The sequence below is a fragment of the Bradyrhizobium sp. USDA 4501 genome, assembly GCF_054062115.1.
Map to the genome: position 1 here is coordinate 1,333,122 of NZ_JBSSEX010000001.1, position 26,149 is coordinate 1,359,270.

General features: G+C 65.4%; 19 protein-coding genes. 6 read left to right on the plus strand and 13 right to left on the minus strand.

Features of this window, described 5'->3' with window-relative positions:
• Positions 1-59: 59 nt before the first annotated feature.
• The 3 genes from pncB to ACVWZM_RS06275 all read left to right on the plus strand — a co-directional run bounded on the left by pncB (position 60) and on the right by ACVWZM_RS06275 (position 3,554).
• Positions 60-1,364, plus strand: coding sequence for a nicotinate phosphoribosyltransferase (gene pncB / locus ACVWZM_RS06265; protein ID WP_028343682.1), 1,305 nt, complete (start codon positions 60-62; stop codon positions 1,362-1,364).
• A 109-nt stretch (positions 1,365-1,473) separates the two neighbouring features.
• On the plus strand, positions 1,474-2,769 hold the full coding sequence (locus tag ACVWZM_RS06270; RefSeq protein ID WP_069276947.1) for an O-acetylhomoserine aminocarboxypropyltransferase: 1,296 nt from the start codon (positions 1,474-1,476) through the stop codon (positions 2,767-2,769).
• A 5-nt stretch (positions 2,770-2,774) separates the two neighbouring features.
• The gene (locus ACVWZM_RS06275; protein ID WP_456852203.1) at positions 2,775-3,554 is read left to right on the plus strand and encodes an alpha/beta fold hydrolase; all 780 of its coding nucleotides are present in this window, start codon (positions 2,775-2,777) and stop codon (positions 3,552-3,554) included.
• A 475-nt stretch (positions 3,555-4,029) separates the two neighbouring features.
• Here the strand turns inward: ACVWZM_RS06275 and ACVWZM_RS06280 are convergent, their stop codons facing one another.
• Both ACVWZM_RS06280 and ACVWZM_RS06285 read right to left on the minus strand, forming a co-directional pair.
• The gene (locus ACVWZM_RS06280) at positions 4,030-5,430 is read right to left on the minus strand and encodes a DASS family sodium-coupled anion symporter (RefSeq protein ID WP_168859091.1); all 1,401 of its coding nucleotides are present in this window, start codon (positions 5,428-5,430) and stop codon (positions 4,030-4,032) included.
• The gene (locus ACVWZM_RS06285) at positions 5,427-6,053 is read right to left on the minus strand and encodes a hypothetical protein (RefSeq protein ID WP_168859090.1); all 627 of its coding nucleotides are present in this window, start codon (positions 6,051-6,053) and stop codon (positions 5,427-5,429) included. The genes ACVWZM_RS06280 and ACVWZM_RS06285 overlap by 4 nt, the downstream gene beginning before the upstream one ends.
• 135 nt (positions 6,054-6,188) lie before the next feature.
• On the opposite strand from ACVWZM_RS06285, the gene ACVWZM_RS06290 reads away from it, so the two are divergent.
• Together ACVWZM_RS06290 and ACVWZM_RS06295 are read left to right on the plus strand one after the other, a co-directional pair.
• On the plus strand, positions 6,189-6,845 hold the full coding sequence (locus tag ACVWZM_RS06290; protein ID WP_456852205.1) for a VIT1/CCC1 transporter family protein: 657 nt from the start codon (positions 6,189-6,191) through the stop codon (positions 6,843-6,845).
• A 6-nt stretch (positions 6,846-6,851) separates the two neighbouring features.
• Positions 6,852-7,781 carry a TorF family putative porin gene (locus ACVWZM_RS06295; RefSeq protein ID WP_456852207.1) on the plus strand — a complete coding sequence of 310 codons (930 nt, stop codon included), beginning with the start codon at positions 6,852-6,854 and terminating at the stop codon, positions 7,779-7,781.
• Between the two features lie 99 nt (positions 7,782-7,880).
• Here the strand turns inward: ACVWZM_RS06295 and ACVWZM_RS06300 are convergent, their stop codons facing one another.
• From ACVWZM_RS06300 to ACVWZM_RS06315, 4 genes are all read right to left on the minus strand, one after another.
• Positions 7,881-8,903, minus strand: coding sequence for a S1C family serine protease (locus tag ACVWZM_RS06300; RefSeq protein ID WP_456852209.1), 1,023 nt, complete (start codon positions 8,901-8,903; stop codon positions 7,881-7,883).
• A gap of 258 nt (positions 8,904-9,161) precedes the next feature.
• Entirely contained in the window at positions 9,162-9,611 is a 450-nt protein-coding gene (locus ACVWZM_RS06305; protein WP_168859086.1) for a hypothetical protein, read from the minus strand.
• A gap of 8 nt (positions 9,612-9,619) precedes the next feature.
• The gene (locus ACVWZM_RS06310; protein WP_168859085.1) at positions 9,620-11,221 is read right to left on the minus strand and encodes a GMC family oxidoreductase; all 1,602 of its coding nucleotides are present in this window, start codon (positions 11,219-11,221) and stop codon (positions 9,620-9,622) included.
• 118 nt (positions 11,222-11,339) lie between these two features.
• Entirely contained in the window at positions 11,340-12,563 is a 1,224-nt protein-coding gene (locus ACVWZM_RS06315; protein WP_456852211.1) for a cytochrome P450, read from the minus strand.
• A gap of 235 nt (positions 12,564-12,798) precedes the next feature.
• Here ACVWZM_RS06315 and ACVWZM_RS06320 point away from each other — a divergent pair, with 235 nt between their 5' ends.
• Positions 12,799-14,433, plus strand: coding sequence for a flavin-containing monooxygenase (locus ACVWZM_RS06320; protein ID WP_456852213.1), 1,635 nt, complete (start codon positions 12,799-12,801; stop codon positions 14,431-14,433).
• Positions 14,434-14,632: 199 nt separating this feature from the next.
• Here ACVWZM_RS06320 and ACVWZM_RS06325 read toward each other — a convergent pair whose 3' ends face one another.
• The 7 genes from ACVWZM_RS06325 to ACVWZM_RS06355 form a co-directional block, all read right to left on the minus strand.
• Complete coding sequence (locus tag ACVWZM_RS06325; RefSeq protein WP_456852215.1) at positions 14,633-17,935, minus strand: carboxyl transferase domain-containing protein; 3,303 nt, start codon at positions 17,933-17,935, stop codon at positions 14,633-14,635.
• A gap of 207 nt (positions 17,936-18,142) precedes the next feature.
• The gene (locus tag ACVWZM_RS06330; protein ID WP_456852217.1) at positions 18,143-19,027 is read right to left on the minus strand and encodes an ABC transporter permease; all 885 of its coding nucleotides are present in this window, start codon (positions 19,025-19,027) and stop codon (positions 18,143-18,145) included.
• A complete protein-coding gene (locus ACVWZM_RS06335) occupies positions 19,024-19,980 on the minus strand; it encodes an ABC transporter permease (RefSeq protein ID WP_057015154.1) in 957 nt (318 codons plus the stop codon). The genes ACVWZM_RS06330 and ACVWZM_RS06335 overlap by 4 nt, the downstream gene beginning before the upstream one ends.
• Before the next feature lie 3 nt (positions 19,981-19,983).
• Complete coding sequence (locus ACVWZM_RS06340) at positions 19,984-21,531, minus strand: ABC transporter substrate-binding protein (RefSeq protein ID WP_456852219.1); 1,548 nt, start codon at positions 21,529-21,531, stop codon at positions 19,984-19,986.
• Entirely contained in the window at positions 21,528-22,553 is a 1,026-nt protein-coding gene (locus ACVWZM_RS06345; protein ID WP_456852221.1) for an ABC transporter ATP-binding protein, read from the minus strand. The genes ACVWZM_RS06340 and ACVWZM_RS06345 overlap by 4 nt, the downstream gene beginning before the upstream one ends.
• Positions 22,550-23,626, minus strand: a complete 1,077-nt coding sequence (locus ACVWZM_RS06350; RefSeq protein WP_168858907.1) for an ABC transporter ATP-binding protein — start codon at positions 23,624-23,626, stop codon at positions 22,550-22,552. Before ACVWZM_RS06350 ends, ACVWZM_RS06345 begins: the two co-directional genes overlap by 4 nt.
• Positions 23,626-26,058 (minus strand): CaiB/BaiF CoA transferase family protein, encoded by a 2,433-nt coding sequence (locus ACVWZM_RS06355; protein ID WP_456852223.1) that lies wholly within the window; start codon positions 26,056-26,058, stop codon positions 23,626-23,628. The genes ACVWZM_RS06350 and ACVWZM_RS06355 overlap by 1 nt, the downstream gene beginning before the upstream one ends.
• Between the last annotated feature and the right edge of the window lie 91 nt (positions 26,059-26,149).

Here is a 26,149-nt window from a genome sequence, read left to right on the forward strand (position 1 = left end):
TGCCATGTTCCGCCCGATACCCACTGGGCGGGCGGCGCCCGGCAGGCTAAGGTTCCCGCATGACCGTGACAGATATCGCGACCCGGACCTACAACCACGGCTGGCGGCTCGACCCGATCGTGCGCAGCCTGCTGGACACCGATTTCTACAAGCTGTTGATGCAGCAGATGATCCGGGAATGCTATCCGGACACGCGCACGACCTTTTCGGTGATCAACCGCTCGACCCATATCCGGCTCGCCGAGGTCATCGACGAGGCCGAGCTGCGCGCCCAGCTCGACCACGCCCGCACCATCCGCTTCACCAAGAAGGAGCTGATCTGGCTCGCCGGTAACACGTTCTACGGCAAGACCCAGATGTTCTCGCCCGATTTCATCAACTGGCTGTCGAACTTCCGGTTGCCCGAATACGAGCTGCACAAGGTCGACGGCCAGTACGAGCTGCATTTCCACGGGCCGTGGACCCACACCACGATGTGGGAGATCCCGGCGCTCGCGATCCTCAACGAGCTGCGCTCGCGCGCGGCGACCAAGACCTACGGCCGCTTCGCGCTCGACGTGCTCTACGCCCGCGCCAAGGCCAAGCTGTGGGCCAAGGTCGAGCGGCTGCGCAAGCTGGACGGCTTGCGGCTGTCCGATTTCGGCACACGCCGCCGCCATGGCTTCCTCTGGCAGCGCTGGTGCGTCGAGGCGGTGAAGGAAGGCCTCGGCCCCTCCTTCACCGGAACGTCGAACGTGCTGCTCGCGATGGACAACGACCTCGAGGCGATCGGCACCAACGCACATGAGCTGCCGATGGTCGCGGCCGCGCTCGCCAATGACGACGAGGCGCTGCGCTGGGCGCCCTATCGCATCCTCGACCAATGGCGCCACACCTATGGCGGCAACCTCTTGATCGCGTTGCCTGATGCCTTCGGGACAAAACCGTTCCTGCGCGACGCGCCCGATTGGGTCGCCGACTGGACCGGCTTTCGTCCCGACAGCGCGCCGCCGATCACGGCCGGCGAAGAGATCATCAAATGGTGGAAGCAGAAGGGCCGCGATCCCAAGGAGAAGCTGCTGGTGTTCTCCGACGCGATGGATGTCGGCTCGATCGAGGAGACGTTCCACCATTTCAAGGGACGCGTGCGCGTCAGCTTCGGCTGGGGCACCAACCTCACCAACGATTTCGTCGGCTGCGCACCCGATGGCACCGCCGAGCTCGACCCGATCTCGATCGTCTGCAAGGTGACGTCGGTCGACGGACGCCCGGCCGTCAAGCTCTCCGACAATCCGGAGAAGGCGACCGGCATCCCGTCCGAGGTCGAGCGCTATCTGCGCGTGTTCGGCAATGTCGGCCGTGTTCGCACCGCAGTTCACGTCTAACAAAGCGTTTTCAAGACGAAGTGGACACCGGTTCGCGTGAAGAAAACGCGTCAAATAAAAGACTCCTCGCCAACCCACCACTCCCATCGACTGACCTGACGAGCTTCGCATGCCCGCACCCAAGCCGCCTGCCTTCGAAACCCTGAGCCTGCACGCCGGCCAGCGCCCCGATCCCGCGACCGGCGCGCGCGCGGTTCCGATCTATCAGACCACGTCCTACGTGTTCCAGGATGCCGATCATGCCGCGGCGCTGTTCAATCTGGAGCGCGCCGGCCACATCTACACCCGCATCTCGAACCCGACGACCGCGGTACTGGAAGAGCGGATCGCCGCGCTCGAATGCGGCGTCGGCGCGATCTGCACCGCCAGCGGCATGGCCGCGATGCATCTTGCGATCGCGACCCTGCTCAATGCCGGCGACCACATCGTCGCCTCCGCCTCGCTCTATGGCGGCACCATCAATCTGCTGGCGCACACGCTGCCGCGGTTCGGCATCACCACGACCTTCGTGAAGCCGCGTGCGCTCGACGAATTCCGTGCCGCGATCAAGCCGAACACCCGCCTCGTGATCGGCGAGACCATCGGCAATCCCGGCCTCGAAGTACTCGATATCCCCGCGGTGGCTCAAATCGCGCATGACGCGAAGATTCCGCTGCTGATCGACAACACCTTCGCGACGCCCTATCTCAGCCAGCCGATCGAGCTCGGCGCCGACATCGCGATGAACTCGGCGACCAAGTGGATGGGCGGCCACGGCATCGCGATCGGCGGCGTCATCGTCGACGGCGGGCGGTTCGACTGGCGCGCCTCCGGTAAATTCCCGCAGCTCACCGAGCCCTATGCCGGCTATCACGGCATCGTCTTCGACGAGCAGTTCGGCAAGGCCGCCTTCATCATGCGCGCCCGCACCGAGGGCCTGCGCGATTTCGGCGCCTGCCTGTCGCCGACCAACGCGTTCCAGCTCTTGCAGGGCATCGAGACGCTCGGCGTCCGCATGGATCGCCATGTCAGCAACACCCATGCGGTGCTGGACGCCCTCGCCGCGAACAAGGCGGTCGACTGGGTGCTGCATCCCTCGCTGGAAACGCATCCGGATTACGCGCTCGCCAAGAAGCTGTTGCCGCGCGGCGCCGGCTCGATCGTCAGCTTCGGCATCAAGGGCGGCCGCGCCGCCGGCAAGAAGTTCATCGAGTCCTTGAAGCTGATCAGCCATCTCGCCAATGTCGGCGACGCCAAGACGCTGGTGATCCATCCCGCCAGCACCACGCATCAGCAGATGGACGCCGAGCAGCTCAAGGCCGCCGGCATCGGCGAGGAGCTGGTGCGGCTGTCGGTCGGCATCGAAACTGCCCAGGACATCATCGACGATCTCGGCCAGGCGCTGCGCGCCTCGCAAAGGACTTGAGCGCCATGCAGCTTTCCGTGAACGGATCAGACACTTTCATCGCGACCGGCGGCAAGCCGTTCGATCCGTCGCTGCCGGCGGTGGTGATGATCCACGGCGCCGGCTTCGATTCCTCGACCTGGGCGCTGCACAGCCGCTGGTTCGCCCATCATGGCTATTCCGTGCTGGCGCCGGATCTGCCGGGCCACGGCCGCTCCGCCGGCAAGCCGCTTTCGACCATCGCCGAGATGGCCGACTGGATCGCGGCGCTGATCACGGCAGCCGGCGCGTCGAAAGCGCGGCTGATCGGCCATTCGATGGGCTCGCTGATCGCGATCGAGACCTCGGCGCGGCATCCCGAGAAGGTCTCCGGCCTCGCGCTGATCGGCACCGCCGCGACCATGACGGTCGGCCCCGATCTGTTGAAGGCCGCCGAGGCCAATGATGTCGCGGCGATCGACATGGTCTCGATCTGGGGCCTCGGCTTCCAGGCCGAGCTCGGCGGCAGCCTCGCGCCGGGCCTGTGGATGCACCAGGGCGCGCAGCGGGTGCTGCAGGAGGCGAAGCCGGGGGTGCTGTACAACGACCTCAACGCCTGCAACGCCTACCAGAACGCGCTCACGGCTGCTGCCGCGGTCAAGGTGCCCGCGACCTTCGTGCTCGGCGAACGTGACATGATGACCCCGGCCAAGGCCGGCAAGACGCTCGCCGCCGCGACGCCGAACGCCCGCACCGTGGTGCTCGCGGGCGCCGGCCACATGATGATGGTCGAGACGCCCGACGAACTGCTGGCAGCGCTGCAGTAGCGGCGCGCAAGCTCCTCTTCCCTTCTCCCCTCATGTCCGCCGTAGCCTTGGCGAAGGCGGATGTGGGAGAAGGTGGCATAGGCGGCCAATGGCCGCCGTTTCTAAACAACGCCGACGCGCAGCGTCGGCTACGGCGGCGGATGAGGGGCTCTCTCCGCAGATGAGATCGGGGAGGCAGAACCCTCACCCCGCTCCGATGCTCTTGCACTCGAACTGCCGTTTGCCGCTGAGGTTGGAGAACCTCCTTCGAAGGTGCGCGCCCCCAAAATATCGAAAACAACCCCATGCAAAGTAGCAGGGCGCCCGCCGGCGCGCGGAGAGGCAACTTGACATGTCGGGCAAATCAGCGATATCTTCTATTATTCCGAATTTTCGCCAAACGTCATCGCATGCGCATCCGCGCGTGCGGATGCTGTCGCCGCCTCGAACCCAGTGAACTCCCGAAGTCAGACTGGTAGGTCAAGGCTGCGCGCAGTCACGTGACCAGCAGGATCCAGGGAGTTCCGACTACAAGGAACACGGCAAGAAAGAAGAGCGTCACAAGCAGGCCAAGCCGATAGAGCTCCCGCTGTGTGAGATAGCCGCTGCTTACGAAGATGACGTTCTGGCTGCCACCCTGGGGCGTAATGACTGAGAAGTAACTGCTTGCAAACAGCAGAGCAAACGCCATCAACGGTGCGGGCACGCCTCCTCGGATGCCGACGTCAACAAAGACGCCGAGCAAAGCCAGCACCTGTGAAGTCTGACTGACAAACATGTAGTGAATTAACACATACAGTGCGACCAGTATGACGTAGGTCATCTGCCACGAAAGGCCGACGATGTAGGACGCCAGCCGCTGGCCGACGTAACCCATAAACCCGAGTTCGTTGAGCTGCCCGCTCAAGGCAAACAGCACGGCAAGCCACAGAAACGTTTCGAGGGCCTCTCCGTGTTCTGCAATGTCCTTCAATCCTATGACATTTGACATGAGCAACATTCCGAGGCCAGCGAAAGCGACGCTGGTCGAATTCAGCTGCAACGAATCGCCAAATACCCAACCCAGGATCATGAATGCGAAGATTCCGGCCGTGATCCATTCATCGCGCTTGAGCGGACCAAGCTCCGCAAGCTCCTTCCGGGCAGCAACGGGTGCGTCGGGTGTTTGGCCAATCCCTGGCGGGAAAATGCGCGCCACAAGCCAGGGAAGCAGCAAGAGCGCAATCAGCGCAGGCACTGCGGCCACGACCAGCCACTTGCCGAAGCCGATTTCTACCCCGAACCCCTTGGCTATCTGGACCCCGAGCGGGTTGGCCGAGGTGGCGGTCATCCAAAGCGCAGACGAAACCGACAAGCTCGCCATCCCGCAGAACATGAGATAACCGCCCAGTTTACGCCCCTCGGACTCCTCCGGTCGCGAACCGGACCCGCTGGCGACCGACAGCACTATCGGGAACAGAACCCCACCTCGCGCCGTGTTACTGGGAAAACCCGGAGCAATGATGGCGTCCGTTATGACGATACTGTAGGCAAGCCCGAGAGACGATTTGCCGAACAGACCGACCATGAACAGGCTGATCCGCCGCCCCAAGCCCGACTTCACCACGGCGAGCGCGACCAGGAAGGCAATCACGACCAGCAGCACGCTGGCGTTGGCAAAGCCCGCAAAGGCCTTCGCCGGCGAAATAGTGCCGGTCAGGACCACCGCCGCGACAGCGAGCAGCGCGGATGGGAGCAACGGAAAAGAGCCGATCAGGACCGATGCGATCGCCGATGCAAACACGGCGAACAGGTGCCAGGCGGGCGGGGTCAATCCAGCCGGAACGGGTGTCAGCCAGATGCCGACCGCCAGCATGAACGGCAACGCCGGCTTCAGGAATGTGAGGGGGCGTTTCATGGCTTGGACGTTCCTGCGCCGGGCTCACTTGGTGTTGACAGAAATCGGACCTTGCCGCTGAGCCCCATCGACTGGCCCTGAACGACACCGTCTTCGTTTTCCAGAAGAAAGCGCCAGGAGAATTCGTAGGTGCCCGTCGCCCCCTTGTACCGACCGCTGCCGCCCACAAATGTCCCGACGATGCGATTGCCTGCCGGGGTGGTTTCGCCGCGAAGCTCGCTATAGACGTGATTGTCTGTGTCATCCGTCCAGACAGCCCGTCCTGTCAGGCCGGTAGCGCTGTCGTTGAGTAGGATGGCCTCAGCGCGGAAGCCCAGCGCAGGACGTGAGGACCCGTAGAGCATGAGTGATCCGCTGTAATCGGCAACCGAAGCTCGTCGATCGCCACCGAGTCCAATGTCGCGGCGGCTGCCAGCCGCGGTCCACGTTCCGCTGAACTCGTGCCACTCGGAATCTTCGGAGGCAGCTTGCACCGGCGACACAGCGCCAGCTCCCGCAAGTATTAGCGCGACGAAAAGAAGAGATGATCTTTGCCAGCCATCGCGCCGGAGCCACGGTGCAGCGCGGAAGCTGCGGCCGCTCATCATCAGACAACCGCACCAGAGCGCAGCGAAAAGAAACATATTTCGCCTCCGCGTATACTTAGGGCCGGATACCTGCACGGAATTGAAATCCCGCCTTGACATGGATCAATCGATGTCAGGCGCAGAGTGCGCAGCACCTAAACGGAGCCGAGAAGGCCAACGGGAGATGATTTCATGTCAGACGCCTCAGCGCCTCGACGCGTACTGGATCCGATGGAACGAACCTCGGAGACCTTATTCGGTCTGATTATGGCACTTACCTTCATCTGCTCCCTGAGTATCGCATCGGGTGCTGGCATCAACATTCGTACGATGCTGCTGGGAGCGCTAGGCTGCAATCTGGCCTGGGGTATTGTTGACGGCGGTCTTTATCTTCTGGCTCGTATCAATGACCGGGGTAACAAGGCTCTCACGCTTCGCGCAATCAGGCAGGCGCCCGATCCCGAAACAGCGCAGCGCATCATCTCAGATGCATTGCCGCCTCAATTGGCGGCAATCCTACCTCTGGACCGACTGGAAGTCCTTCGGAAAACTTTGCAGCAATTGCCTGAACCGTTCCTTGGTCCAAGGCTGACGAAGCGCGACTGGACGGGAGCGCTGGGTCTTTGCTTGTTGAGTTTCTTTTCGATCTTCCCGCTGACAATTCCGTTCGTGCTGCTGCGCGACCCCAGATTAGCCTTGCATGTGACCTACGTTGTCGCCATCGTGATGCTGTTCTGCTGCGGTTACGCATTTGGAGTCCGCAGCGGGTTGCGGCCCTGGATGGCAGGGCTGTCGATGGTGGCTATGGGGAGTGCACTGGTTGGCGTCGCGGTAGCTCTTGGAGGATAAGCGACAGTGCGGCAGCGAAAAGACGCAACACGTGGTCGCTCGATCACAGGGGTGGTCGCGCTATGGCTTTTGCTTTCGACCAGCGATCTCGCTTTTGCCCAAGCCCCCAACCCAGCCGGAGCAATCGGCCTTGGTAATCGCGGATGGTCGGCGGCCGACACCAACCACACGACGTCTGCGAACGAACTGGAATTCAGCGCCCGCGCGGGACTTGCGTCCGACTACATCTATCGCGGCGTGACATTGTCCAATCACGGACCTGCAGTCGGCGCCGCCCTGGAAGCAAGATGGGGCCAGCTCTATGCCGGCACAACGGTCGCCACCGTCAACCTGCCGACACAACCAGCCGCCGAGTTCACCTACACCGCTGGTATCCGTCCGACATTCGCAACCATCGATTTCGATTTTGGCGTGACCTATTTCGCCTATCCCGGAGAAAGACTTCCCGGCGAAACCAACGGAATCAATTATTGGGAGACGGTCATCCGCGGTGACCGGAAAATCAGCGAACAAGTCCGCCTTGCCGCAGGCTACGCCTATTCGCCGAACGTCTCGAACACCGGGGCTTGGAGCCAATATGTGGCAGGTGGCGTCGGCTGTGATGTGCCGAGCCAATTGCTGCCGCACGACGTCGCCATATCCTTCACAACCGCTGCCGGTTATTCCTGGTTCGGCAATCAAAGCCAGCAGCTCGGCGGATTCCCTTTACCTTCCTATCTCAATTGGCAGGCGGGCGTGACCTTCACCCACAAGGCTTTCAACTTCGACCTGCGCTACTACAACACCAATCTGACGAAGGAAAACTGCTTTGTCTTTACCGGCGATCCAAACGCGCAGCCAGGCGGTCGTGTAAACCTCTCCACCAACCCGGATGGCCTGACCTCGAACTGGTGCGGCGCGACGTTTGTCGCCAAGGTCTGGTTTGCATTGAACTAGTCAGGAACTTTGGGGCTTAGGGTTGTTGCCGGGCCGCCCGGCCCGCATGCCGAGTTGCGAATGAAGTCTCTATCCGCGGAGACGGACCCCTCACCCGCTTCACTGCTTCGCCGGCTTCCTCCCGATCGGATGGATCTCGATCGCGCGCAGGCGGCCGAGGCGGAGCACGTCCATCGACAGGGTCCGGTCGATCCGGCTGTGATCGAGCGCGCGGATCAGATCGTCGACACCGTTGATCTCGATGCCGTCGAGCCTGATCACGACGTCGCCGGGCAACAGGCTGGCACGCGCGGCCGGGCTGTCCGGTTCGATCTGCATCAAGAGCGCGCCCATCTTGTTCTCGACACCGGCCAGCACCGCGTGGCGCCGCGGCACCGGCGCGGTTTGTCCCGCGACGCCGATATAGGCGCGGCGGACATAGCCGTGCCGGATGATCTCCGACAGCACGAACTGCGCGGTGTTGCTGGCGACCGCAAAGCAGATGCCCTGCGCGCCGTTGATGATCGCGGTGTTGATGCCGATCACCTCGCCCTTCGACGACACCAGCGGCCCGCCGGAATTGCCGGGGTTGAGCGCGGCGTCAGTCTGGATCACGTCCTCGATGGTCCGCCCGCTCACCGAGCGGATCGAGCGTCCGAGCGCGGACACCACGCCGGCGGTCACCGTCGATTCGAAGCCGAGCGGATTGCCGATCGCGACCACGAGCTGGCCGCGCCGCAGCGTCTTGGAGTTGCCGAGCGACGCGTAAGGCAGATCGCGCGCGCCATCAGCCCGCAGCAGCGCGAGATCAGTGTCGGGATCGACGCCGAGCACATGCGCATCGGTGACGAAGCCCTCGGTGTCGCGCAGGCGGATCTCCTTCGACGATCCGACCACGTGGCTGTTGGTCAGCACGAAGCCATCGGGCGAGATCACGATGCCCGAGCCGAGGCCGCCGCGCTCGCGCGCATTGCGCAGCTTCGGCCCGGTTTCGACCCGGACCACGGCCGGGCCGACGCGGTCGGTGACGTCGATCACGGCATTCGAATAGGCATCCAGCAAGGCCCGGTCGTTATCCCGGGCAGCATCGGCCGTTCGCGGTGACGGCGTGTCACCGGCGGTATCTGAGGTAATATCCAGCATGGCGAGAGTCCTTTGGTCTCCTCAGATGGTGACCGGTTCCCCGCGCCGCAAGTGGTTACGCCCTGCACCTGCCCGGATGGCTAGGGCTGCGTCTCTGACGCGCGATTGACTCAGTGTCATTCCGGGGCTCGCGAAGCGAGAACCCGGAATCTCGATGCACGACCTCTGGATTCCCCGATGCGCGATTGCGCATCTGAGGTTCGCGACTTCGTCGCGCCCCGGAATGACGGAATGGACTGTCAAGTCACGGACACAACGCTAGGTCGCCCGCCGCAGCGGGCCGCCGCGCGCTTTAACCGGATCGAGCAGCGACCAGTCGCCCTCCGGCAGCACATGGCCTTTCGGGAACGGCGCGCGCAGCTCGAGGCCGAGCGAGCGCAGCACGCGGTCGTCGCGGTAGTAGCATTGCAGCACCACGCGGACGAGCGTCGCCGCGGCAGCACCGCCACGGCTACGAAACTCCCGCGCCACCGCATCGCGCCCGGCATCGTCGAGCTCGGCGAGCGGCTTGCCCGCGAGATCAGCCAGATGATCCAGCGCCTGCGCGACCAGCGCGGTGTCGCGGCCGAGCGTCGCCAGCATGTCGGCCTGGATCGCGGCATCGTCCGCACCCGGCACCTTGTACTCGTCACTTTCGGGAACGATCATCGCGGCGACGGTGCGCAGATCGGCGCGCTGGGCTGCGGTCAGTTGTTTTGCATCGGACATGGACGGTCTCAGTCGAACAGGTTGGCGAGGCGCTGCTTCATCTGGTCGGCGATGTAGAGCGCAAGGGCCTGGATGGTGGAGGTCGGGTTCACGCCGCCCGAGGTGACGAAGATGCTGCCGTCGACGATGAAGAGGTTCTTCACGTCGTGCGAGCGGCCCCATTCGTTGACCACGGAGCGCGCCGGATCGGTGCCCATCCGCGCGGTGCCGAGCAGATGCCAGCCGCCCCACGGGATCGGATCGTTGATGCAGATGTCGGTGGCGCCGGCGGCCTCGAGAATCTCCCGGCCGCGCGCCAGCCCGTGATCCATCATCTTCCGGCTGTTCGCGCTGATCGTGTAGTCGATCTTCGGCGCCGGGATGCCGTGGCTGTCCTTCAACACGGGATCGAGCGTGACGCGGTTGTGCTCCTCCGGCAGATCCTCGCAGATCGCCGATACCGCGAGACGATGGCCGTTGAGCTTGCGGAACACGCGGTGATGATCCTTGCCCCAGGGCAGGATGCCCTTCTGCTCGCTCGCGACCGCCTCGAACACCGGCCCGGCGCCGCGGCCGAACTGGATGCCGTAGCCGCGGACGAAGCCGCGCGACAGATCGGTGTCGTAGAACTCCTTGCTCCACAGGCAGGTCGGCGGCGCGCGGTTGCTGTCGGTCGGCTCCTTCACGAAGCCGTAGATCTGCGCGTAGGGGTGGAACATCAGGTTCTTGCCGACCAGGCCCGACGAGTTGGCGAGGCCATTCGGGAATTTGCCTGACACCGAATTGAGCAGCAGCCGCGGCGTGCCGACACCGTTGCAGGCGATGATGACGACTTCGGCCGGCTGAAACTGCTCGACGCCGTCCTTGTCGTAATAGACGACGCCGGAGGCCATGCCGTGCTCGTTGGTCAGGATCTCGCGTACCCGGCAATGGGTCTTGAGCTCGACCCCGGCGCGGACCGCGTGCGGCCAGTAGGTGATGTCGGTCGAGGCCTTGGCACCCTGCGCGCAGGCCGGCGTGCAGTGGCCGAGATTGATGCAGCGCGCCCTGCCCTCGTAATCCATCGTCGCCACGGTCGTGTCCGACGGCCACCAGTGCCAGCCGAGCTTGTTCATGGCCTTGCCGATCAGCGGGCCCGACAGCCCGAGCGGCTGCTGCGGCATCGGCGGGTGGCTCAGCGGCGACAGCGGATCGCCCGACAGGCCCGAGACGCCCATCATCCGATCGTTCTCCTCGAAGAACGGGGTGAGCGCGTCGTAGTCGATCGGCCAGTCATCGGCGACGCCGTCGAGCGTCTTCACCTTGAAGTCGGACGGATGCAGCCGCGGCCAGTGCGCGGTGTACATCACCGTCGAGCCGCCGACGGCGTTGAAGTTGACGACCTTGATCGGCGAATTGTCGTCGTTGATCGGATAGTCCTCGGGCCGCTTGCGGACGTTCGGGCTGGACGACCACTCGCCGTAGAACTTCGCCTCCCAGTCGCGCCCGGTGCTCGGATATTCGGCCGGATTCATCCAGCCGCCCTGATCGAGGCAGAGGATATGCATCCTGGTATCGGCGAGGCTCCAGGCCACCGCGGCGCCGGACGCGCCCGCGCCGATGATCAGGACGTCAACGGGATCGTTCTTCATTCTTGTTCCTTGATCTCAGATGACCCGTCATTCCGGGATGGTCCGAAGGACCAGATCCGGAATCTCGAGATTCCGGGTTCGATGCTCTGCATCGCCCCGGAATGACAACCCCACAACTTTAATTGACGATTCTCACCGGCAAGCTTCGTATACCGCGGATGAAATTGGAATAGAGCCTTTGCGGCGGGCCCATCATCTCAAAACGCAGATCGCGCGCCAGAACCTCCTCCCAGAGGATGCGCAGCTGCTGCTCGGCGAGGCGGTCGCCGACGCAGCGGTGGACGCCGGCGCCGAAGGCGAGATGCTGGCGCGGCTTGGCGCGGTCGATGATGAATTCATCGGCACGCTCGATCTTGTCCTCGTCGCGGTTGCCGGAGATGTACCACATCACGACCTTGTCGCCCTTCTTGATCCGGCGGCCGGCAAGCTCGACTTCGTTGCGTGCGGTGCGGCGCATGTGCAGCACCGGCGTGTGGTAGCGGATGGTCTCGGACACCAGGTTCGGGATCAGCTCCGGCCTCGCGCGGACCAGCTCGAACTGCTCCGGGTTCTCGCACAGCGCCATCAGCCCGGCCGACATCGAATTGCGCGTGGTGTCGTTGCCGCCGACGATCAACAGCCCGATCGTGCCGATGAACTCGCGCGGCTCCAGATTCCGCGTCGCGTCCGAATGCGCCAGCATCGAGATCAAATCGAAGGTCGGCGGCGCATCGGCCCGCGCGTCCCACAGCTTGCGGAAATATTCTCCCATCTTGACCAGCTCGGCGGTGCGTTCCGCCTCCGAATGCACCACCGCGTCGGGGGATTCGACGTTGGCGATCGCGACATCCGACCACCAGGTCAGCTTGGCGCGGTCTTCCGAGGGGAAATCGAACAGCGTCGCCAGCATCATGTTGGTGAGGTCGACCGAGACCCGCTCGGCCCAGTCGAAGGTCTCGTTGCGCGGCAACGCATCGAGCACGGCTGAGGTGCGCTTGCGGATCAGGGCGTCGAAATTGGCAAGGTTCGACGGCGCTACGATCGGCGCCACCGTGCGGCGCTGCGCGGTATGGCCGGGCGGGTCCATGCGGATGAAGCTCGGCCGCTCCTGCCCCTTCGGCTGGTCCGCGACCTGGATACCGCCAAGCTCGGAGGCCGACGAATAGTTCTGGTGATCCAGCTCGACCGCGAAGATGTCGTCGTAGCGCGTCACCGACCAGTAGGGGCCGTAGGCCGACGCCTCGCAATAATGCATGGGATCGTCGCGGCGGAGCTGCGCGAACAGCGGCCGCCAGGTGTCGTCCTGATAAAGCCGGGGATTGCTGACGTCTATGGACGTCGGCCTGCGCAGCGCCTCTCCCATCGCTTCACTCCCGTTAGGTTCCGTCGCCGCTTGGCGGGCGATCGTCGTGTCGGGCCGACGATAAAGGGAATCCCGCGGCCGAGTAAAGCCGCGGGGCGGACAGTCCGCCGCGCGGAATGCGCGCGGGCCGACGCACCCGGCAAATCCCGATAGCTGCCCCGCTCCGCGATGTTTGTCGGCAGCAGGAAGACCGGTTAGCCTTGCCGGCAATCAATCCATCGGGGAGCAACGACAGGTGGCCGAATTGCGCCAGGACAACACCGCCCAGACGGCTGCGCTGGACTACGACGTCATCATCATCGGCGCCGGCCTGTCCGGCATGTACCAGCTCCACCGGCTGCGCGAGCTTGGTCTCAGCGCGCGCGTGTTCGAGGCCGGCACCGGCGTCGGCGGCACGTGGTACTGGAACCGCTATCCCGGAGCGCGTTTCGATTCCGAGAGCTATTCCTACGGCTACTCGTTCTCGAAGGAGCTGCTCGAGGAATGGGAATGGTCGGAGCATTTCGCCGGCCAGCCCGAGACCTTGCGCTACTGCAACTATGTCGCCGACAAGTTCGACCTGCGCCGCGACATCCAGTTCGAGAGCCGGGTCGCGTCCGCGATGTACCAGGACGACACGCGAAGCTGGCGGGTCACACTCGAAAGTGGCGCGCAGCACTCCTGCCGCTTCCTGATCACCGCGATCGGCCCGTTGTCGACGCCGACCCTGCCGCGCATCGAGGGCCGCGACGATTTCAGGGGCCAATCGTTCCACACCGCGCGCTGGCCGAAGGAGAAGGTGGATTTCACCGGCAAGCGCGTCGCCGTGATCGGCACCGGCGCGACCGGCATCCAGACCATCCAGACCATCGCCGGCGAGGTCGGGCATCTCACCGTGTTCCAGCGCACCGCCAACTGGGCGGCGCCGCTGCACAACGGCAAGATCGACGCCGAGACGCAAGTCAGGATCAAGGCCGGCTATCCCGAGATCTTCGCGCGCTGCAAGGAGACCTTCGCCTGCTTCGTGCATACGCCCGATCCGCGCGGCGCGTTCGAGGTGAGCGCGGAGGAGCGCGAAGCGTTCTACGAGAAGCTCTATGGCGAGCGCGGGTTTGGCATCTGGCAAGGCAACTTCAAGGATATCCTGATCGACCGCGCGGCGAATGCGACGATCAGCGACTTCGTCGCGCGCAAGATCCGTCAGCGCGTGAAGAACCAGGCGGTCGCCGAGATGCTGATCCCGAAGAACCACGGCTTCGGCACGCGGCGGCTGCCGCTCGAGACCTTCTATTACGAGGTCTACAACCGCGACAATGTCGAGCTGGTCGATATCAAGGAGACGCCGATCGAGCGGATCACGCCCGAGGGCATCCGCACCAGCGACAAGGACTACGCCTTCGACATCATCATCTACGCCACCGGCTTCGATGCCATCACCGGCAGCTTCGACAGGATCGATTTCCGCGGCGCACACGGTGCGCGGCTGAAGGAGAAATGGACGCACGGCCCGGAAACCTATCTCGGGCTGATGGTCGACGGCTTCCCCAACATGATGATGCTGATGGGCCCGCACACCGCGCTCGGCAACATCCCGCGCAGCATCGAATACAGCGTGGACTGGGTCACCGGGCTGATCCACTTTGCGCAGGAGAGAGGCCTGACCTTCCTCGATGCCACGCCTGAAGGCACCGCGAACTGGACCGAGCATGTCAAGGCGCTCGGCGTCGGCCTGCTGTCCAACGAGGTCGATTCCTGGATGACCGGCATCAACCGCAACGTCGAGGGCAAGCAAACCCGCATCGTCGCCCGCTACAGCGGCAGCGCCCCGGCATATCGCGCGCGATGCGACGAGGTGGCGGCGAAGGGGTATGCGGAGTTGCGGTTGGGGTAACTCTCTCAATGACGCGAGACGCCCGCCCACCCGCCGCCGTCGTCCCGGCGAAAGCCGGGACCCATAACCACAGGGTTGGGTTGTTGAAGGAGGCTATGGCCCCAGCACCGTGCAACAATGACCATCGGTGGTTATGGGTCCCGGCCTTCGCCGGGACGACACCGAGTTTGATGCACGATCTAACTCGCCCTACGCCACCCTACCACGCGTCAATGCACGGCCGCTTGCGATGCGTGCGCGGCTCCGGCTTCGGCACCGAGCGCAGGCCGGCCATGATCCAGTGCCTTGTGTCGGCGGGATCGATCACCTCGTCGATTTCGAGCACCGAGGCGATCGAGACCGCCTTGCCGTTGGCGTAGAGCTCGGCGACCTTGGTCTGGAAATACTTCTCGCGCTCGACCGGGTCCTCGATCGCCTCCATCTCCTTGCGGAAGCCGAGGCGGACATAGCCTTCGAGACCCATGCCGCCGAACTCGCCGGTCGGCCACGCCACCGTGAAGAACGAGGCGTGGAAGCCGCCGCCGATCATCGACTGTGCGCCGAGGCCATAGCCCTTGCGCAGCACGATGCCGAACAGCGGCACCGTGATGCTCGCGCCGGTGACGAACATCCGCGCGACGTGGCGCACGATCGCGGTCTTCTCTGCCTCGGGGCCGACCATGAAGCCCGGCGTGTCGCAGAGCGAGACGATCGGAATGTCGAAGGCGTCGCACAGCTGCATGAAGCGCGCGGCCTTGTCGCCGGCAGGTGCGTCGATCGCCCCGCCGAGATGCTTTGGATTGTTGGCGATCAGGCCGAACGGCTTGCCCTCGATGCGGATGAAGGCGGTGATCATGCCGACGCCGAAATCGCGCCGGATCTCCAGCACCGAGCCTTCGTCGGCGATCAGGTCGATCACGTTGCGGATGTCGTAGACCCGCAGGCGATTTTCCGGGATCGCACGGCGCAGCAGCCGCTGGTCCGGCGCCTTCCAGTCCTGCACCGCGCCCTGGAAGTAGGACAGATATTTCTGTGCCACCGTGGTCGCCTCGGCCTCGTCCTCGACCAGGATGTCGATCACGCCGTTCGGCGACTGGAACGAGACCGGGCCGACCTCGGCCGGATGGTAGACGCCGAGCCCGCCGCCCTCGATCATCGCCGGACCGCCCATGCCGATCGACGCATTTTTGGTGGCGATGATGACATCGCAGACGCCGAGCATCGCGGCATTGCCGGCGAAGCAATAGCCGGAGACCACGCCGACCACGGGCACCAGTCCGGAGAGTTTTGCGAACTGCACGAAGGACGGGCCGTCGAGGCCGGTCATGCCGAGCCGGTCGGTATCGCCGGGACGACCGCCGCCGCCCTCGGCGTAGAACACCAGCGGCATGCGCCACTGCTCGGCGAGGCCGAGCATGCGGTCGATCTTCTTGTGGTTCATATGGCCCTGGGTGCCGGCGAGCACGGTGTAGTCGTACGAGATCACCATGCAGCGCGCGCCGTCGGCGCCGAAATCCTTGGCGTTGACGGTGGCGACGCCTGATATCAGGCCGTCGGCCGGCGTGTTCTTGATGAGATCTTCGACCTTGCGGCGGCGGCGCTGCGCCGCGATCGCGAGCGACCCGTATTCGACGAACGAGCCCTCATCGACCAGCTGCGCGATGTTCTCGCGCGCGGTGCGCTGGTTGGTCTTGCGGCGGCGCTCGACCGAGGCCGGGCGGTTCTCGTCCAGTGTGATCGCCTTGCGCGCGATCAGCTCGGCGAGATCAGGCCGGATGTGATCGAGATCGATCGCGGCCTCCTCCGCCGCGTGATGGCCGTCGACCTCGGCAGGCTCGAAGAACAGGATCGGCTCGCCATGCATCAGGGTGACGCCGATGCCGCCCGCGATCCTGGTCACCCGGCCGCCATGCGGCGCCGTGACCAGATGCTCCATCTTCATCGATTCCAGCACCGCGATCTGCTGGCCGGGCCGAACCAGATCGCCCTCCGCGACCTCGATCGCCACGATCGTGCCCTGCAGCGGCGCCGGCACCGGGAGCGATCCCTCGGGCGCTGCTTCGGCAGCAACGGCCTTGGTCGCAGCCGCCTCGCTCACTTCGATCAAGGGTGCGGCGAGATCCTGCGCCGCGCCGACCAGCGCCGCAACATGGGTATCGATGAAGTTGGTGCTGATCTTGTTCCGGCCAAAGCTCTGGTGCGCCAGAATGGCGCCGAGGAACGGGATGTTGGTGGCGACGCCGCCGATCCGGAATTCACGCAAGGCGCGCGATGCCTTGTGCACCACGTCGGTCCATTTTGGACTCGGCGAATGGACGATGACTTTTGCCAGCAGCGAATCGAACGCGGCAGAGGTCCGGTAGCCGGAATAGCCGAACGTATCGACGCGAACGCCGGGGCCGGACGGCAGGTCGAAAACGGCGAGCGTGCCGCCGGTCGGTTTCGTGATGCCCTTCTCGTCCATCACCTCCATGTTGACGCGGAGCTGCATGGCGTAGCCGCGCGGCAGCGGCACGGTGGCCTGCGCCAGCCCAAGCGAAGCGAGCGTGGCGCCGGCGGCGACCGCGAGCTGCGCGCGCACGAGGTCGACGCCGAGCACCTCCTCGGTGACGGTGTGCTCGACCTGCAGTCGCGGATTGGCCTCGATGAAGGCGAAGGCACCCTCGCCTTCGCCGGCTTCGTCATCGACCAGGAATTCGAAGGTGCCGAGATTGTCGTAGCGCGCAGCCGTGGCAAGCTGCTTCGCCGCCTCGATGATGCGCGCGCGCATTCCCTCGCTCAGCGACGGGCTCGGCGCCACCTCGATGAGCTTCTGGTTGCGGCGCTGGATGGTGCATTCGCGCTCCCAGAGATGGCTGATGACGCCGTGACGGTCGCCGATGATCTGCACCTCGATATGGCGCGCCTTGCGGATCAGCCGTTCGACATAAACCGCATCGTTGCCGAACGCCGCCTTGGCCTCCGACTGGCAGCGCGCATAGGCCTCGTCGAGCCTGGCGGCGTCCTCGACCAGGCGCATGCCGCGCCCACCGCCGCCGGCGATCGCCTTGATCATCACGGCGGCGCCGGCGCCGAGCGCGGCGAAGAACGCCTTTGCCTCGTCGAGACTGGTCGCGCCTGATGTGCCGGCAATGATCGGGACGCCGCATTTTTTCGCCAGCGCCTTTGCCTTGGCCTTGTCGCCGAACAGATCGAGCGCCTCTGGCGACGGGCCGACGAAGGTGATCTTCTCCTCGGCACAGCGCCGCGCCAATTGGGTGTTCTCGCTGAGGAAGCCGTAGCCTGGATGCAACGCGTCGCAGCCCGCGGCCTTGGCCGCCGCAACCACCGCCTCGATGTCGAGATAGGCTCGCGCGCCGCGGCCGGGGATCTCGCGCGCCTCGTCGGCGGATCGGACATGCAGCGAGGCGGCATCGTCGGCGGGATAGATCGCGACGGTCGCGATGCCGCTGTCGGCAGCGGCGCGGGCAATCCGGATCGCGATCTCACCGCGGTTGGCAATCAGCAATTTCTTGAAGGACATGATCGGTTCCGTAAGTTTGCTACCTCGCCCCGCCTGCGGGGAGAGGTCGAAATTTGCGCGCAGCGCGAATTTCGGGTGAGGGGGACTCTCCGCGAGCTCGCCTGCGGAGACTCCCCCTCACCCGAAGCCTACGCTTCGCTTCGGCTTCGACCTCTCCCTGCAAGCGGGGCGAGGTGATGAGCGCGCGGCATCCCGTACACATTTGCACTAGCGATCCTTCATGGTCGGATCGAGCACGACACGCAAGGATTCCCCGAGCGCATTGAACGCCAGGGAGACGACGAAAATGGCAAGACCCGGCGCATACATCTGCTCCGGGGCGATTTCCATGTATTGATAGGCGCGCGCCAGCATCGCGCCCCAGCTCGGGTCCGGCGGCTGGATGCCGAGGCCGAGGAACGACAGGCTGGCTTCGGCCAAGAGGGCAGCGGCGAGCAAGAGCGTCACTTGCACGATGACCGGCTGCAGCGTGTTCGGCAGCACGTGCCGCCACAGCACATGCCATGTCGGCGCGCCGAAGCCTCTGCAGGCATCGACATAGAGCTCCTGCCGCACGATCAGCGTGCGGGCGCGGACGATGCGCGCCAGCGCCGGAAACATCGTGATGCCGACCGCGATCATGCCGTTGGTCAGCCCGATGCCGAGCGCGCCGGTGACGGCGATCGCCAGCACGATGGCGGGGAACGACAGGAAGGTGTCGATGATGCGGCTGATGATGTCGTCGATCCAGCCGCCGAAATAGCCGGCGATCAGGCCGACCGGCAGCCCGATCAGGACCGCGACGCCGACCGCAAGCAGGCTAGCATAGACGGTGGCCGGCGCGCCGTAGATCAAGCGGGAGAAGATGTCGCGGCCGAGGTCGTCGGTGCCGAGCAGATGGGCCGGCCCCGGCGGCGCCAGCATGTTGTTGACGTCCTGCGCGGTCGGCGCATAGGGCGCGATCCAGGGCGCGCCGATTGCGACGACGACGAGCACCACGAGCACCAGGATCGACAGCGCGGCGCGGAGGTCGCCGGCGAGCCAGCGCGCAAAGCGCCGCAGTCGCGTCGGCCGGGCCGGTGCCTTCAGGGGTGCAAGCGCCACCTCGGTCATTGCTCGATCCTCGGATCGACCGCGGCGCAGAGCAAATCGGTGATCAGGTTCACCGCGATCACAACCACCACCATGGTGAAGACGACGCCTTGCACGATCGGGAAATCGCGCTGGATCGCGCCGCGCACGATCAGGCTGCCCAGGCCGGGAATGGCGAACACCGCCTCGATCACCACGGTCGCCGCCAGCATGCGGTTGACCAAAAGGCTGATGATGGTGAGCAGATTGACGCCGACATTCTTCAGGCCGTGCTGCCAGAGGATGCGGGACATCGACAGCCCCTTGGCATGCAGCGTGCGGACATATTGCGACGACAGCACCTCCAGCAGCGCCCCGCGCAGCTGGCGCGCGACCTCGGCCATACCGTAGGCCGCGATCGCGATGCCAGGCAGCAGCGCATGCCTGATCGCATCGACCGGCGAGGCGCTGAAGGATTTTGCGCCGGTCGCCGGCAGCCAGTTCAGCTTCAGCGAGAATTCCGCCACCAGGATCATCGCGAGCCAGAAGCCGGGCACCGCGACGCCGAGCGACGCCAGCATGCTGATCAGCTTGTCGATCCAGCCGTTCGGCTTGATCGCGGCCATCACGCCCATCGGGATGCCGGTGACCAGCGCCAGCGCCAGCGCGATCACGACGATCAGCAGCGTGTTCGGAAACGCGCGCCCGATCGAGTCCGCGACCTTCTCGCCGGTCAATAGCGATTGCGAGAGATCGCCTTGCGCGACATTGCCGAGCCAGGCGCCGTATTGCACCAGGAACGGGCGGTCGAGGCCGTAGATCTTCCTGATCTCGGTGATCCGCGCGTCGGTCGCGTTGTCGCCCGCCAGCGTCACGGCGATGTCGCCGGGCACCAGCTTGAGTAGCGCGAACACCATGAAGGTCGCGAGCAGGATCACCGGCAGCGCCTGCACGAGGCGGCTGCCGACGACCTTGACCGGTGACCGTCGCGCCATCGCCTAACTCCCGAGCCAGACGTCGTCGTATTTCGGCTTGCCGAGCAAGTTCGGCCGATAGCCCTGCACCTTCTTGTTCATGGCGACCAGCTCGAACTGGAACGCCAGCGGCGCGACGAAGGCGTTCTCCATCACCAGCCGCTGCACGGTGGAGAACGCCTTGCGCCTGGTGTCGATGTCCTCCGAGGCGCGCGATTCCTTGATCGCAGCCTCGAGCTCGGCCGGCACCGGCGCGCGGCCGCCATTGTAATAGGCGTCCTTGGTGAACATCAGCGAATAGGTCAGGCTCGGGTCGGGCCGCCCGGTCCACGCCGAGAGCAGCCCGGCGCCCTTCTTCTCCGCACCGAAGAAGGCCGCGGAAGCTTCCGCGATCGGAGCGTTGACGAAGCGCACGCCGATGCCGGCCTTGCGCAGCTGCTCGATCAGGATCTCCTGACGCTGCACCGAATCCTGGTCCGGATAGCCGCCGAGCTCGATTGGGGTACCCTCCTTGAAGCCGGCCTCGGCGAGCAGCTTGCGCGCTCGGTCGGGATCATAAGGATAGAGTTTTGCGACCTCGGCGTCGTAGGCCCAATGCGCCTTCGGCAGGTTCATGTAGGCGGGCTCCGCAAGACCTGCGAGCGCGGCCTTGACGAAGGACTCGCGATCGATCGCGAAGTTGAGCGCTTGGCGGACCTTGAGATTGTCGAACGGCGGCTTGGCCCAGTTGAGGAATATCTGAAGCACGTAGAGCGTCGGGCCATGCACCACCTTGACGCTGGAGGCGCGCTCGATGATCACCTTCTGCCGCGGCGGCAGCTGGTAGATCAGATCGTTCTGCCCGGCGGTGACCGAGCGGGCGCCGGTGGTGAGCTCGGGAATGATCGAGATCTCGATGGCGTCGGGAAGCGGCCGCTCCGGCTTCCAGTATTTCTCGTTGCGCTTGACCACGATCTTCTCGCCGTCGGCCCAGCTGACGAACGAATACGCGCCGGCGCCGACCGGCTTGCGCGTCACGACGCCGCCCTCGGCCGCCTTCAGCGCCGTCGGCGACACCATCATGCCGGCGCGGTCGGAGAGGATGCCGGGGAGCGCGGTATCCGGTGTCTTCAGCTTCAACGTCACCTGCTGCGGGCCGGTGACCTCGACCGCGGCGACCGAGAGCAGATCGGTCTTGATGTTTGACTTCGCATCGCTGCGGTTGCGCTCGAGATTGAACTTGACGGCTTCCGCATCGAGCGGCGTGCCGTCATGGAAGGTGACGCCGGCGCGGATGTTGAGCACCAGCGTGGTGGGGTCGGTGAACTTCCAGCTTTCGGCAAGGCCGGGCTTCGGCTTCAGCGTGTCGAATTCCCATTCGGTCAACGTATCGTACATCGTGAACAGGAAGGCGTGGTCGGAGCCGGCGCCGCCGGTCGCCGGATCGAGGCTCGACGGATTGGCCGGCGCCGAGATGCGCAAGGTGCCGCCCTTCTTCGGCGCGCCTTCCGCAAACGCACGGCCGCTGAGCGTGGTGCTGGCCAATGCGCCCGAGATCAGCGCCATGGCCTCGCGTCGTGTCGTCATTGTCATGGCGTCGTCTCCGGTTGTGAGTTCGGCGAAAAATTCAGGCGGTCGGCGAAATGGCAGGCCACCCAGTGATCGGGCTTCAGCTCGCGCCACTCCGGCACGCGGTCGGTGCAGAGCGGCTGCGCGTGCGGGCAGCGGGTACGGAAGCGGCAGCCCGAGGGCGGATGGATCGGGCTCGGCACCTCGCCCTGCAGGACGATGCGGCTCTCCTGCCGCATCGTGGATGGCAGCGGCCGCGGCTCGGCTGACAGCAGCGCGATCGTGTAGGGATGCAGCGGGCGCTCGGCGACCTCCTCGGTCGGCCCGAGCTCGACGAACTGGCCGAGATACATCACCGCGACGCGCTCGCTGATATGCGAGACCACGGCGAGATCATGGGTGATGAAGACGTAGGTCAGCCCGAGGTCGCGCTGCAGATCGGCAAACAGATTGAGCACGTCGCCGCGGATCGACATGTCGAGCGCGGCCACCACCTCGTCGCAGACGATCAGTTTGGGTTTGAGCGTCAGCGCGCGGGCGATCACGACGCGCTGCTTCTGGCCGCCGGACAGCTGATGCGGGTAGCGCGCACCGAACTCCTGCGGCAGGCCGACGCGCTCCAGCGCCTCCCGCGCCTGCCGCTCGCGCTCGGCACGGCTGCCGACACGTGCGAGCTCCAGCGGCTCCAGCACCGAGGCCAGAATGGTCATGCGCGGATTGAGCGCGGCGTTCGGGTCCTGGAAGATGATCTGGTAGTCGCGGCGATGGTTTTGAAACTCCCGGCGTGGCAGCGCCGTTGGATCGATGGCGTCATGCAGGATGGCGCCGGCGCTGGGATTGAGCAGGAACACCAGCGCGCGGCCGATCGTGGTCTTGCCCGAACCGGACTCCCCGATGATGCCGAAGGTCTCGCCGCGGCGGACGTCGAAATTGACGCCGTCGACCGCCTTCACGGTGGCGCGGCGGTCCGAGGTCTGGAAGCGGACCTGAAGGTCTCGCACCGAGACGATGGCATCGCGGCGGGGCTCGGCACCGGCTGTGGTCATTGCGTCGCGACCTTCGCAGCAGCCGGCGCGCCAGGCGGATGCAGCGCGCCCGGCAGATTGAGCTCGGCAAAGCGCCAGCAACGCACCCTTCTGCCGCCGCCGGCATCCTGCAGCTTCTGCCCGGCCTCGCAACCTTTGGCCGCATGCGCGCAGCGGGCCCGGAAGCGGCAGCCATTCGGCATCTCCGCGATCGACGGCACCCGGCCCGGGATCGACGGCAGGCGGCCGTGGCGCGGGCTCAAATGCGGCAGCGAGCGCAACAGTCCGGACGTGTAGGGATGCAGCGGCCGCACCAGCGCCTCGTCGACGGTAGCGTCCTCGATCACCTCGCCGGCATACATCGTGATCATCCGCGTGCAGGTCTCGGCGACGACGCCGAGATCGTGGGTGATCAGCATCAGCGCGGTCTTCGAGGTCTCGCTGATGTCGCGCAGCAGCTCGAGGATCTGCGCCTGCACGGTGACGTCGAGCGCGGTGGTCGGCTCGTCCGCGATCAGAAGCTGCGGCCCGCAGATCAAGCTCGCCGCGATCATCACGCGCTGGCGCATGCCGCCGGACAGCTGGTGCGGATAATCGTCGATCCGCCGCTCGGGCGAGGCGATGCCGACGCGGCGGAGCATCTCCAGCGTTTTGGCGCGCGCCTCCTCATGGGAAACATCGGTGTGGACGCGCAGCGTCTCGGCGATCTGGTGGCCGACGGTGAAGACCGGGTCCAGCGCGCTCATCGGCTCCTGGAAGATCATCGCGATCCGCTTGCCCCGGATCGCGCGCATCTGCCGCGCGCTGCAGGAAGCGAGATCGACGCCGTCGAACAGGATCTTGCCGTCGAGGCCGGCAAAATTGCCCGGCAACAGCCGCAGGATCGACAGGCCGGTGATGGTCTTGCCGCAGCCGCTCTCGCCGACGATGCCGACGCGCTCGCCGGGCGCGATGTCGAAGTCGATGCGGCGCGTCGCCTGCCAGACGCCCTGCGCAGTCTTAAAGCGGATGCCGAGCCCGCGCACGGACAGCAGCGGCCGCGCGACCTCGCGCGCCCCCTCCGCCCTGCGCTGTGCCGGCTGGTCTGCCTCCATCAGCCCGCCGCCCGCTTCTTCTCTTTCACCAGCTGCTCCTCCATCAGCATCTCGGTGCCGATGATGCCCTCGCGGGTGAGCTCATCGAGCTCGGCGTCGGAAAGCCCGAGCATGCCGCCGAGGATCTCGCGGTTGTGCTCGCCGAGCGTCGGCGGCACCGAGCGGATCGCGAACGGCACATCGCTCTCGCGAAACGGCATCGATGGCTGCGGATGTCGTCCGATGAACGCGCGGTCGACATGCTGGATGAAGCCGCGCGCGTGGAGCTGCGGATCCTCTAGGAGATCGATCGGCAGCCGCGCCACGCCGGAGGCAACGCCGGCAGATTGCAGCGCGGTCATCGCCGCATCGGCATCGCGCGCCGCGGTCCAAGCCGTGATCGCAGCCTCGATCTCGGCCTCGATGGCGCGGCGGCCCGCGGCCGTCTTGAGTGCCGCGTCCGCTGCCCAATCCTCGCGGCCGAGCAGCCGGGCGAGCTTCGGCCACATCGCGTCGTCGGACGCCGCGACGACGATCCAGTTGTCTTCTCCGGCGCAGCGAAAGCAGCCATGCGGCACGAAATCGGGATGGCGGTTGCCGTATTTGGTCGGCGGCTCGCAACTGGTCGAATGCGCCACGATCCAGGGCGCGGCGAACGGCATCATGCATTCGATCTGGGCGAGATCGATGAACTGCCCCTGTCCCGTCAGTTTGGCGTGGATCAGCGCGGTCAGCACCGCGGCGGCGCCGTTGAGCCCGCCGACGGCGTCGCCGAACGCGGTATGGCTCATGACCGGCGGACCATCGGGATCGCCGACCACACTGGGCAGGCCGGAGCCCTGCTCCAGCGTCGAGCCGTAAGCGCGGCAGTCGCGATGCACGCTGCCGGCACCGAACGCCGACATCGACATCATCACCAGCTTGGGATTGATCTTGCTGAGCACGTCGTAGCCGAGGCCGAGCTTGGGCAGCACCTCGACCGAATAATTGTCGACCACGAGGTCGGCATCGGCGAGCAGGCGCTTGGCCAATTCAAGCCCCTTCGACCGGGTCAGATCGAGCGTGATGCCGCGCTTGTTGCGGTTCATGATGCAGTAGCGCACCGACTTCTCGTACATCTGCTCCAGCACATAGGCCGGACGGCGGTCGACGCCGCGCCACCAGTCCGGATACTGGGTCGCCTCGATCTTGATGACGTCGGCGCCGAGATCGGCGAGCGTGCGGGTGCAGATCGGCCCGGCCCAGCCCATCGAAAAGTCGACGACGCGGATGCCCTCGAGCGGCAAGCGATCGGTTGCAGCGGGCTTGGGCGCCGGCACGCGCGGCGCAGCCTCGCGCCTCGCCTGCTGCTCGCCGAGATCAGGCACCCGGCCGCCGCGCAGCGGCGGCGTTGCGGTCAGCCGCTGCATCGTGCCGGCGGAAAAGCCGGTCTCGTCACCGATGGTGATCGGGACGATGGCGCCACGCGCACGCTTCTCCTCATCGGCGATGAGATCCGCGACCTCCGGCACCGGCACGATCGGAATCTTGCGCTTGAGCCCTTCGGCGAACCATTCCTGCGCGGTGCGCTGCTTCAGCTTCGGCAGGATCTTGGCTTCGATCTCGGCGACATGGCGCAGCCGGTCGACCCCCATGACCAGTGTCGGATCGTCGCGCAGCTCGTTGAACCCGAGCATCTCGCAGAACGCGCGCCACTGCGCCGGGGTCACCGTGGTGACGCCGAGCCAGCCCTGCTTGGTCTCGTAGATGCCGACCGGAAAGGTCGGCCAGAACCGGTTGACGCCGATCCGCCGCATGATGTCGCCGCGCTGGAATGCCTCGAACATGATGTATTCGGTGACGGCGATAGAGGCCTCGAACAGGCTGAGATGGTTTTCGCGCCCGCGCCCATCGTGCATGCGGCCGAGCACCGACGAAGCGGCCGCGATGAAGCCCCACAGCCCGCCCAGAATGCCGGTCTGGAAATCCGGCGCATGCATCGGCGGCCCCTGCTCCGGACCGACCAGCTTCACCAGTCCGGTCAGCGCGCGGATCGTGGAGTCCGTCGCCGCGAAATTGGCGTAGGGACCGCGATCGCCGAACCAGGCGAGGTCGAGATGGATCAGGCCGGGATGGTCCCGCCTGATCCCGTCGAGATCGATCTCGGGACAATCCGCCGCAGCGATGCCGCGCCCGTCGAGCAGGATGTCGCAGCCGGCAATCAGCTCCCGCAAGCGCGATACCGCACCCGCATCGCGCGTGTCGAGGACGACACTCGACTTGTTGAAGTTGAGGAACGCAAACCACGCGCTCCGGCCTTTGGGCGTCAGCGGCGCGGTGCGGCGAAGCGGATCGCCGTGCGGCGGCTCGACCTTCTGCACATCGGCGCCGAAATCGGCAAACAGCCGCGCGCAATAGCTCGTCGCCGCAGCACTTCCGATCTCGACAATCCGCAGATGCGATAACGCGCCCATCAGGCTTCCTCGCGACACATGACCAGCCGGTGACAGCGACTGATTCAGTCTTCTTGTTGGGTGAACTTGAAGCCGCGCCGACTGTGTGATG